This window comes from Streptomyces sp. NPDC031497, assembly GCF_055580905.1.
In genome coordinates this window covers 1-9,665 of sequence record NZ_JBVIKO010000059.1, presented here as the reverse complement: position 1 = coordinate 9,665, position 9,665 = coordinate 1, and the positions used below count along the sequence as shown (strand labels likewise).

The 9,665-nt window shown below is 73.5% G+C and carries 10 protein-coding genes; 3 read left to right on the top strand and 7 right to left on the bottom strand.

Annotated features, from left to right (window positions below):
* Positions 1-138 precede the first annotated feature (138 nt).
* From ACZ5K7_RS48100 to ACZ5K7_RS48090, 3 genes are all read right to left on the bottom strand, one after another.
* A complete protein-coding gene (locus ACZ5K7_RS48100) occupies positions 139-954 on the bottom strand; it encodes an SAM-dependent methyltransferase (protein WP_468924908.1) in 816 nt (271 codons plus the stop codon).
* A gap of 118 nt (positions 955-1,072) precedes the next feature.
* Complete coding sequence (locus ACZ5K7_RS48095) at positions 1,073-1,309, bottom strand: DUF397 domain-containing protein (RefSeq protein ID WP_351696756.1); 237 nt, start codon at positions 1,307-1,309, stop codon at positions 1,073-1,075.
* Position 1,310: 1 nt separating this feature from the next.
* Positions 1,311-2,186, bottom strand: a complete 876-nt coding sequence (locus tag ACZ5K7_RS48090) for a helix-turn-helix domain-containing protein (RefSeq protein WP_351696759.1) — start codon at positions 2,184-2,186, stop codon at positions 1,311-1,313.
* A gap of 329 nt (positions 2,187-2,515) precedes the next feature.
* Between ACZ5K7_RS48090 and ACZ5K7_RS48085 the strand changes: the two genes are divergently transcribed.
* Both ACZ5K7_RS48085 and ACZ5K7_RS48080 read left to right on the top strand, forming a co-directional pair.
* Positions 2,516-3,124 carry an ATP-binding protein gene (locus tag ACZ5K7_RS48085; RefSeq protein ID WP_351696761.1) on the top strand — a complete coding sequence of 203 codons (609 nt, stop codon included), beginning with the start codon at positions 2,516-2,518 and terminating at the stop codon, positions 3,122-3,124.
* Between the two features lie 297 nt (positions 3,125-3,421).
* Complete coding sequence (locus tag ACZ5K7_RS48080) at positions 3,422-4,153, top strand: DUF6454 family protein (protein ID WP_468924905.1); 732 nt, start codon at positions 3,422-3,424, stop codon at positions 4,151-4,153.
* 44 nt (positions 4,154-4,197) lie between these two features.
* Here the strand turns inward: ACZ5K7_RS48080 and ACZ5K7_RS48075 are convergent, their stop codons facing one another.
* The 4 genes from ACZ5K7_RS48075 to ACZ5K7_RS48060 all read right to left on the bottom strand — a co-directional run bounded on the left by ACZ5K7_RS48075 (position 4,198) and on the right by ACZ5K7_RS48060 (position 8,595).
* Entirely contained in the window at positions 4,198-4,449 is a 252-nt protein-coding gene (locus tag ACZ5K7_RS48075; RefSeq protein WP_351696766.1) for a hypothetical protein, read from the bottom strand.
* Between the two features lie 21 nt (positions 4,450-4,470).
* Positions 4,471-6,618, bottom strand: coding sequence for an alpha/beta hydrolase family protein (locus ACZ5K7_RS48070; RefSeq protein WP_468924903.1), 2,148 nt, complete (start codon positions 6,616-6,618; stop codon positions 4,471-4,473).
* A gap of 149 nt (positions 6,619-6,767) precedes the next feature.
* Entirely contained in the window at positions 6,768-7,226 is a 459-nt protein-coding gene (locus ACZ5K7_RS48065; protein ID WP_351696771.1) for a flavodoxin family protein, read from the bottom strand.
* Positions 7,227-7,278: 52 nt separating this feature from the next.
* Positions 7,279-8,595 (bottom strand): lipase family protein, encoded by a 1,317-nt coding sequence (locus tag ACZ5K7_RS48060; protein ID WP_468924900.1) that lies wholly within the window; start codon positions 8,593-8,595, stop codon positions 7,279-7,281.
* A gap of 282 nt (positions 8,596-8,877) precedes the next feature.
* Between ACZ5K7_RS48060 and ACZ5K7_RS48055 the strand changes: the two genes are divergently transcribed.
* Complete coding sequence (locus ACZ5K7_RS48055) at positions 8,878-9,519, top strand: lipoprotein (RefSeq protein WP_468924898.1); 642 nt, start codon at positions 8,878-8,880, stop codon at positions 9,517-9,519.
* Positions 9,520-9,665 lie beyond the last annotated feature (146 nt).

The following is a 9,665-nucleotide window of genomic DNA, read 5'->3' as shown; positions in this document are numbered from 1 at the left end:
AGAGACTCCGGGGAAATGGGACTGGGGGCCTCCGACCCCGTGGGGGGCCCGCGTTTGCGGTCACCCCCCCCCCCTCCCCGGGAACCTACCCGGGGGGGGGGGGGGGGGGCCCCCCCCCCCCCCCCCCGGAACCCTGGGTCACGGCTTGCGGGCGACCGCTCCGTACATCGCGATGTCCTCGTCGCGGATGCCTTCCTCGCCGTTGCCGTCCGGGTGCCACTTGTGCACCTGGACGATGCCCGGCTCGACCAGCTCCAGGCCCGTGAAGAACTGCTCGGCCTCGTCGATGGTGCGCAGCCGCATCGGCATGTTGCGGGCCGCGTACTCGCGGGCGACCCGGCCCACCTCGTCGGGTGCGAACTCGGCGGTGCCGATGGACATCGCCAGGTAGCTGCCGGAGGGCAGCGGTTCCAGCAGCCGCCGTACGACACCGACCGCGTCGTCCGCGTCCAGCATGAAGTGCACGATGGCGATCACCGTGAGCGCCACCGGCTGGTCGAGGTCGAGGGTCTCGCGCAGCTCGGGGGCGTCGAAGATGTCCGACAGATCGCGGAAGTCCGCCTCGATGTAGGCGGTCCTGCCCTCGGGCGTGCTGGAGAGCAGGCCCTGGGACAGGGTGAGGACGATGGGGTCGTTGTCCACGTAGACGACCCGGGAGTCGGGCGAGACGGCCTGGGCTATCTCGTGCAGGTTGGGGGAGGTGGGTATGCCGGTGCCCACGTCCAGGAACTGGCGCATCCCCGCCTCCTCGGCGAGCCAGCGCACGGCACGGTTCATCCAGTCGCGGTTGGCGCGCATGTGGATCGGGAGCGCGGGCCACTCCCGGGCCATGGCGTCACCCGCCTCCTGGTCGGCGGGGTAGTAGTCCTTGCCGCCCAGGATGTAGTCGTAGATCCGCGCGGAGTGCGCGTTCTCGGTGTCGATGCGGTCGGCCGGCCATCCGTTGTCGGGCAACGCCGTGTCTCCCATTCGGGTGAGGGGTGAGGGGGATGCGGGGGTGTGTGCTCAGGGGGATACAAGTGGGGGGTTGGGTGAACGATCAGCTATAGCAAGGAAGTTCCGGGAAGACAGCTCACATCAGGAAGTCGGCGTCACCCGCCTTCACACCGGACAGGAAACTGGTCATCTCACGGGGTGTGAAGACCAGCGCCGGGCCGTCCGGGTCGGTCGACTGGCGTACCGCCACCCGCCCGTCGGCGAGCTTCTTCACTTCCACGCAGGCGCCGCCGGCGTCGTCGCTCCACGGCTTGGACCAGCCGCGCGCGCCGAGTTGCCGGGACGGGATGCCGTTGTGTATCTGGTGGTGCACGTCAGAGCTCCTTGCGAATCGCACCGAGGAACACCTCGGTCTTTCTGGCGGGCGCCGCCTGGGCGCCCAACCGGTCCAGGGCCTCGCGATAGACCACGACGTCCTCGTTCTTGTCCAGGTAGACGGCGCCCACCAGGCCGTTGAGATAGACGATGTCGGGCAGTTCGGGAGCCCGGAACCGGAAGAGGTGGTACGCACCCGCGCGCATCGCGGGGTGCGGGCCGTTGGCGAACGGCATGATCTGCAGCGTGACGTTGGGCAGCCGGTTGATCTCGATGAGATGGTCGATCTGGGCGCGCATCACCCCGGCGCCGCCGACCGGCCAGCGCAGCACCGTCTCGTCCATCACGACCCAGAGCCTGGGCGGCCCCGGGCGGGTGAGCAGTTCCTGACGGCGCATACGCAGCGCCACCCGGCGCTCGGTGGCCTCGGCCGGCGCGTGCGGGTTGCCGGCGCCCAGCAGGGCGGCGGCGTACTCCCGGGTCTGCAACAGGCCGTGCACGAACTCGTTCTCGTAGGCGCGGATCTGCAACGCGGCCTGTTCCAGGCTCAGATACGCGGCGAACCAGTCCGGCATCACATCGCGGTAGGTGTGCCACCAGCCGCGCTTGTTGGCCTCGCGCACCGACTGCAGGAAGGTGTCGATCTCCTGGCGGTCCGTCACGCCGTAGACCTGCAGCAGCTTCTCCGCGTCGGCCAGCCGGAGCCGGGCCACCTTGGCGGCCTCCATCCGGCGGATCGTGGAGTGGCTGACGCCGATCGCGGTGCCGGCCTGCTCGTAGGTCAGGCCCGCCCGGGTCCGCATCTCCTCCAGCTGCCGGCCGAGGATCATGCGCAGGACGGATGGGGCCCCGCCCCAGTCGGTCTCCGAGGTCACGCCCTACCCCCTCGCACAAGGTTTCAGGGTCACCGTCTCACGCGCTCGTGATCGGTCCACGGACTCATTCGATCACTTCCTGTCGGGAGCAGCATGCACTTCACTTCTTGCAATTTTCAACTTGCCGGTTGCGAGGCGATGTTGGCAGATGCCAGAGTGGACCTACTGCTCCGGTCGACCAAGGAGCAGGCGAAGCAGTCCAGTTGGGGGAGACTGAGCTGCGATCCGGTGTCGTCCAGGCACGGGTCGTCGTCTGCCCCCGCGCGGCCCGGGGCGGATGCGACCGCTCAGCCCCCCACGCTGCGAAGCCGGACGAAAGGCGCACGGCGATGGCCCCGCCCTCTCTCCCCCAGCCGCTCGACCGACTGCCCGAGGACCGGATACCCGGCCTGCCCCGACCGGCCCTCGCGGCCGGCGCCGAGGGCCCGCACCGCCCGTCGGACTCGACGGGCATCCCCCGACCACCCGGAGGCGAACGCCTCGGTCGACTCCCTGGGCCGCAAGGCCTCGACCGGTTCGCCTCCGGGGACCGGCCCGTCCCGCACAGCCTGGCCTTCGACCTGGCGCCGACGCCCCGGGCGGTGGGCAACGCCCGCCGCAGCGTGGGTGAGCTGCTTGCCTCGTGGGGCGTGTGCGAGGAGGCCTGCGACAACGCGGTCCTGGTGACCTCCGAACTGGTCACCAACTCCATCGTCCACTCGGCCGGCCGGCGGATCATATGCCGGGTGCACGCCGTCCCCGACCGGATCCGTATCGAGGTCGAGGACCAGAGCGGGAGCTTCGCGCTCCCGGCGCCCCGGCAGGCCAGACCCGACGAACAGAACGGGCGCGGGCTGTTCCTGGTCGACGCGCTCAGCCTCGACTGGGGCGTCACGGTCGCGCCGGAGGGATCCTCCGCACGCGTCGTCTGGGCCGAGCTGTCGACGGCACCGGCCTGACCTTCCGTCTTTCCCTCCCCCCCACATCCCAGGAAGCACGTCCTCTCATGAACCATCCCCCCACGCCTGTCCTCACCGCCGACCCCTCCTGGACCGGCACCCGTCCGAAGCCCGGCCCCGGACAACCCCGCACCGTCGCGGCCGGCTGACCCCGCTCCCTGTTCCGTCCCGTGGCCCGGGCCTCCCGCGAGGCCCGGGCCGTCGTGTGTCCATGGCCGGTGTGCGGCACGGGATGCGGCCGCCGGGGTCGCGCCGCATGATCGGAGGAAGGGGACCGCGGCGGAAGGCGGCACCTCGATGAAACCGACGGTCGACGAGGCCATCGCCCGCGTGGCCAGAGCCGCCGAGTGGGTCCTCGTGGACACGGTTCCGCTGGACTTCGCCTGCCACCACCCGCAGGGCATGGACCGGGCCGACGGCAGCTTCTTCGTGAGCAGCGCCGAGATCCTGCGGCCGGCCGAGGCCACCACCGGCCCGGAGGGGACGTCGTACACCCCGGGCACGGGCCGTGGGCACCTCTTCGAGATGAGCCGGCGGGGGCGGCTGCTGCGGCACTGGGAGATCGGCGAGGACACGGTCTACCACGCGGGCGGTCTCACCCACGACGGGCAGTTCGTGTGGGTCACGGTGGCCGAGGACCGGCCCGACTCGCGGTCCATCGTGTACCGCCTGGACCCGGCGACCGGCGAGGTGGAGGAGATGTTCCGGTACCCGGACCACCTCCGCGGCATCGCCCGTGACCCCGAGACCGGTCTGCTGCACGCGGCGACCTGGGGTGGCCGGCGGGTCCTGGTGCTGTCCACGGACGGCGAACCCGTCGGCGGGGCCCCCGTGCCGAGCCGCCACGTCGACGCCCAGGACTGCGCGGCGGTCACCGCCCACTCCCCCGCCGGGCGCGCGGTCACCGTCCGGGCCGTGGACCTCGAGATCGCCGACGCCGACCGGCTCCGGCTGTACGCGCTGTCCGACGACCCCTCGGCGCCGGGCGAGACGTGTCTGCTGGTCCTGGAGGCGGCGCTGCGCGGCTGAGGGCCGCCGGCCCGCGGTACGCCCGGCCGCCGGCCGGCCGCCGGTCAGTTCGTCGCGTGGGTCAGCAGGGCCGTGGCCGCGGAGCGCAGATGGGCTGCCGCGGCCGCGCAGGCCGTCGCCTGCCGCTCCAGGGTGGTCCCGCTCCACTCCGGTGCCTCGGCGCAGCCGGCCAGGGTGACGGCGGCACCGCGCAGCCGTTGCGCGTAGCCGTCCATCCGGTCGGCGTCGACTCTCAGGTCGTTGACGTACGCGAGGAGTTCGGGGGCGGCGGTGGCGGGACGGGGTTCGGTCACCATGGGGCGCACCTGTTCTCGGGCTCAGCGCGGCAGCGGCGCGCCGGCGCTTCTGTGGGCCACGAACCGTGGGCTGGTCAGGACGAACCCGGGCCGGACGGTGTCGAGTTCGAGGATCTGGAGGTGGCGGGCGAGCGGCCCGTGCCCGCCGTCGAGCCGCAGCCGTACCCGGGGGCGGGCGTGGACGCGCGGTCGGCCGGCGGCGCGGACCAAGGTGCGTACGGTGCTGTCGCCCCGGCGGCCGTAGAGCACCCAGTCCGCCTCCGGACAGCGCACGCCGGGGCCGGGACCGCCCTCGACGCTCAGGCCCAGCTCCGGTGCCTCGACCCGCAGCGCACGTCCTTGCAGGGCGACCTCGGCGGATCCGTGCACGGCCGGCTGGGCCCAGAGCTCCTCGGCCACCGCCCGCGCCTCCTCGGTGCCGACGGCGAGCGAGACGACGTACCGCCCGGTGCGGCGCAGGTCGACGCGGCGCAGCAGGTCCCTGGCGAGGTCGTAGGCGTGCGGCCGCCACAGGTCGTCGACCAGGACGGACAGGCCGAGTTCGGTGTAGGGGCCGATGGTGGTGCAGCGGTGCTCGTAGAGGGAGAGCACGGCCAGGGCGCGGCGGCCGAAGCGGGCGGGGACCATCCAGGTGACGTCCGGCAGCAGGCTGCGGGCGACGTCCGTGTCGACGGGGTAGCACAGGTGGGCGGCGGAGGAGTCGTAGTAGCGGACCGGCACGTCGACCGGGCCCGCCGAGGTGGGGACGCTGGTGGTGGGGACGGTCAGCAGGGGGTACCCCTCGGGCGGGCGGGCGCGGTCCTCGAACCGGTAGACGCGGGTGCGTTCCACGGGGCCCCGGTAGGGGGTGAGGGCCTGGTCGACGTCCTGGGTGACCTGCGGGATCACCGTCTCCAGGTGGTCGATGTAGACGCGGAGCAGGTGGCAGTGCGGGAACTCGTGGTCGGGGCCGGTGTAGTCGGCCCGGTACCCGTTGAGGCGGGGGTCGAAGGCGGAGCCCGCGCCGGGGCCGTCGAGGGCCGGGACGATGTCGTGCCGGTTGGTGATGCCGGCGACCCAGGTGCGCGGGTCGGCGGGCCTCCTGTCGCCGGTCGGGGAGCCGACGGTGACCACGTGGGTGACCCGGTAGGCGCGGCAGAACTCCTCGTCCTGGGCGAGGTTCAGCAGCGCGATCCCGCCCTCGCCGTGCCCGACGAGCGCCAGGTCGGCGCCGCGCGGGACACCGTGGTCCCGGATCGCCAGCAGGATCGAGCGGGTGTAGGGCGAGTCGGTCATGAACAGGTTGCGCCAGGCGTCGGCGAAGTTCCGCGGGGAGTCGTCGCGGGGGCGGCCGGTGGCCGTGCCGGGTGCCTGGACGACGTACCGGAGCACCCCGTCGGGGCCGCGCACCTCCTGGACCAGGACGCGGCCCCCGGCGTCGAGGACGTCCAGGTTGCGCAGGAAGGCGAGCAGGGAGCCCTCGGTGGCGATGCCCCTGGCCTCCCGGGCGGACGGCTCGACGGCCTGGACGGCGCCTTCGTCCCGGTCCGTGGCTGAGGGGTGGGCGGCGCTGATGCCCCGCACCGGGCCGGTGGTCAGCTCACGGCCGGCGGCGAGCGCCCAGGCCGTCTCGTCGTTGACCGGGTCCTCGCCCAGCAGGCCGCGGATGGCCAGGAGTTCGGCCAGGATCGGGGCCAGCCCGGACAGGGCCCGCTGGGCGCCACGGTCCTTGAAGAGGGACCGCAGCGCGCGGACGGCCTCCAGGTCCCGGTCGGCGGTGACCGCGGCCGTCAGCCGGCGCATGCCCGGGTCGCGGCCGAACTCGGGGTGGTCGAGCAGGACGGCGGCGATCCTCAGCCGCAGGGAGGTGACCGCCACCAGCGCGGCCAGGCTCTCCCGGCCCAGCGCCTCCCCGGCCGCGCCGAGCAGCCGTCCGACGCCGTCCGGTGCCACGATCGCCGAACCGCCGAGCCCCTGACTGTTGGTGAGCGCCCGCAGCAGCGCCCAGCGGGCGGCGCAGCCGGTGCGCGGGCGGCGGCGCGCGGAACTCGTCAGCGCCGGGGCGAACAGGACGGAGCTGGTCCGTGCGCACACCTCGCGGATGCCCTCGGCGACGTCCACGACGTCACGGGCGCATTCCCGCAGCAGTTCGTCCGCGGGCGGCCCGGAGGCATGCCGATGCGCTGCCATCCGACGCTCCCTCGGATCGACGACACGGCCTGGTCCCATCGTGTGCCCTGGACCGGGCGCGCGCACCTTCGTCCGTACGGGTGACGGAGGGCGCCGCGCGGAGCACGTCAGGTGCCCTGGACCGCGCGCGCCTTCGTCCCTGCGGCACGTCAGGCGTCGTCGGCGAGGCCGGCGGCGACGGTCGCGCCGAGTTCCCAGCACGCCTCGATGTCGGCCTTGCCTGGCTCGCCCGTCACCGTGACCGGCTGGGCCGCCCGGCGCCAGCCGAGGCCCGTGGTGATGGAGTCGAGGGCGCGCAGGGCGCCGGTGACGTCGTTGCCGCCGTGCAGGTAGGCGCCGAAGGGGCGGCCCTGTGTCTCGTCGAGGCAGGGGTAGTAGATCTGGTCGAAGAAGTGTTTGAGGGCGCCGGAGACATAACCGAGGTTGGCCGGGGTTCCGAGGAGGTAGCCGTCGGCCGCGAGGACGTCGGATGCCGTGGCGGACAGCGCCGCCCGCCGCACGACCCGGACGCCCTCGATCTCCGGGGTCGTCGCCCCGGAGACCACGGCCTCGAACATGGCCTGGCAGTGCGGCGAGGGGGTGTGGTGGACGATCAGCAAGGTAGGCACACCGGCACCCTGCCGTGCGCGGCCCGCCGACGGCAAACGGCGGGGCCGCCGGTCAGGGCTGTACGGGCATGGTCCAGCAGTTGGAGACGGCCGGCAGGCCGGACAGCCGGGCCGTGAGCCAGGCGACGGCGTCGCCCTGGTCGGTCAGCAGGGGCGCGAAGTGATTCAGCAGGGCGCGCCCCGCGTCCGGCAGCACGACCGGCACATAGGTGACGTCGGCGCCTTCGTCGCACCAGTCGACGGCGAGCCGGCGGGCCTGGGCGTGCGGGACGAGGTCGTCGCTGACGCCGGTCGCCAGCCGGACCGGGCTCGCCGGTGCCGTCCGGCCGATGCGCTGGTCGTCGAGGAAGGCCTGGAGGGCGGGCTCCTCGCCGATGACGTCGGAGACGGAGCTGCCGTCGGTGGTCCACGCCGTGCTGTGCTGGGAGCCGTAGGCGAGGAGCGCGTCGCCGACGCACATCGTCGACAGGTCGGTGAGGGCGGCCCGGCCCGCGGCGCCCAGGTGGGCGTCGACGATCGGCTTCAGCGCCGGGTCGGACTGGACGAAGCCGTTCACCGCCCAGCCGAGGGCGCCGGCCAGGTCCGTGCCGTCGATGGCCGCGGTGACGGCGGTGAGGTCGGCGGGCGGCGCCCCGGCGTAGGTGCCGGAGAGGGTGACGTCCGGGGCGTAGTCGGGCTGGAGTTCGGCGGCCGCCGCGGTGGCGCCGCCGCCCTGGCTGTAGCCGAACAGGCCCACCCGCGAGGCGGCGGTGACCGAGGCGCCGGGCACGCTTCGGGCGGCGCGTACGGCGTCCAGGACCGCGTGGGCGCCGTCCAGCCGGTTGACGTAGGTGTGCAGCCGGTCGGTCGCGCCGAGCCCGACGTAGTCGGTGACGACGACCGCGACGCCCTCGGCGAGCAGCCGGTAGATCGACAGGTCCTCGTAACCGACGGAGACCGTCCGGCCGTTGAGGACCAGCGGGTGCTCCAGGCCCAGGGAGGCGGCGCACTGGTCGCCCTGGCCCATGGTGCCGGGCGCCAGGGCGACCAGCGGGCGGGCGCCGGGGCCCAGCCAGGGCAGCGTCGGTTCGATGTAGGCGCCGGTGACCGCGACGGGGCCGCCCGCCGAGTCGGTGGACTTGTACATCAGCCGGGTCGCGCGGCCCGGCAGCGGACCGGGCAGGCTCGGCAGACTCAGGGCCAGCGGCAGGGATTCGGTGCGGATGAGGGTGCCGTCGACCGTGGGGAGGCCGGTGGGCGGGTCGTAGAAGGCCGGGATGGTGACGCCCCGGGAGACCTCCGCTCGGGAGACCGTGGCCTGCGCGGTCTGGACACAGAGGCAGGCGGCAGCGGCGACGGCGGTGGCCAGCAGGCGGATGCGAACGGGCATGGGGGTACCTCCTTGACGTGCGGGACGTGGGAGGTGGTGCGAGGAGCGCGGAGCGGCGTCCCCGGTGCGGCCCGGGGGACGGGTGCGGCTTCCTCGACGGTAGCGAGCAGCGTGTTACCCGCGGTAGCAGCCGTCAGGTTACGGTTCAGTAATATGACAGCCGGTCAACTGGCGCTCCCCGGACCGACATCCGTCCAGCGCTCCACGGACGCATATCCGTCCAGCCTTGTCGGAGGCCTCGATTACAGTGACCCGCCGGGGACGCCGAAGGGGAGGCAACGGGTGGGGACCCTGGGGAGAAGAGCCGTACCGCTCGCACTGCTCGCGGGGCTGCTGACGGGGTGCGGGGTGTCGGCGCGCGCGACCGACGTCACGGACTCGGGGCAGACCTCCAGCGGGGCGGCGCAGAGCGGGGGCACGATCGGCGCCGCCGGTTCGGCCTGTGCGCTGCCGGTCACGTTCGACATCGCCCGCGGCTGGCAGGCGGAGGCCGTCGACGGCCTGGCCGCGGTCGCCTCGGAGGGCACGGACGGCGACCTGGCGGAGAGCCTGCTGCGGCAGGGTCCGGTGACCCTGGTCTGCGAGATCGACGCCAAGCCGGCCGGGGCCATCGGCTTTCTGCGGGTGTCGACCGGAAAGCCCGGAAGCGGCGACGCCGGCGCGGTGCTGCGGGCCTTCGTGGCCGCCGAGGACGGCACCAGCGAGGCGAAGTACCGGACCTTCACGTCCGGCGGGCTCGCCGGGGTACGGGTCGACTACGTCTACACGAGCACACTGCTGGACGAGACCAAGAGGGAGTCCGCGCTGGCCGTGGTCACACCCCGCGGACCCGTGGTACTGCACCTGGGCGGGCTCGACAGCGCGGAGCACGACGAGATGCTCCCCGCGTTCGAGCTCGCCCGGCGGACACTGCGCTCCGCCTGACCCCGGACACAGGGGCGGGCCCGGCGGAGCCGCGTCGGGGTCGGCGGGGAGGGGGGGGGGGGAGGGAGGTTGGGCGGGGTGGGGAGAGGGGTTTCTCCAGGGGTGGCGGCAAAGAAAGAAAACAGAGGGGGAGAGTGGGGGGCTGA

Excerpts from the sequence above, each read along its gene's own strand:
- ACZ5K7_RS48060 (WP_468924900.1), bottom strand. The coding sequence starts at position 8,595 with ATGCCCGTTCGCATCCGCCTGCTGGCCACCGCCGTCGCCGCTGCCGCC.
- ACZ5K7_RS48080 (WP_468924905.1), top strand. The coding sequence starts at position 3,422 with ATGAAACCGACGGTCGACGAGGCCATCGCCCGCGTGGCCAGAGCCGCC.
- ACZ5K7_RS48085 (WP_351696761.1), top strand. The coding sequence starts at position 2,516 with ATGGCCCCGCCCTCTCTCCCCCAGCCGCTCGACCGACTGCCCGAGGAC.
- ACZ5K7_RS48070 (WP_468924903.1), bottom strand. The coding sequence starts at position 6,618 with ATGGCAGCGCATCGGCATGCCTCCGGGCCGCCCGCGGACGAACTGCTG.
- ACZ5K7_RS48075 (WP_351696766.1), bottom strand. The coding sequence starts at position 4,449 with ATGGTGACCGAACCCCGTCCCGCCACCGCCGCCCCCGAACTCCTCGCG.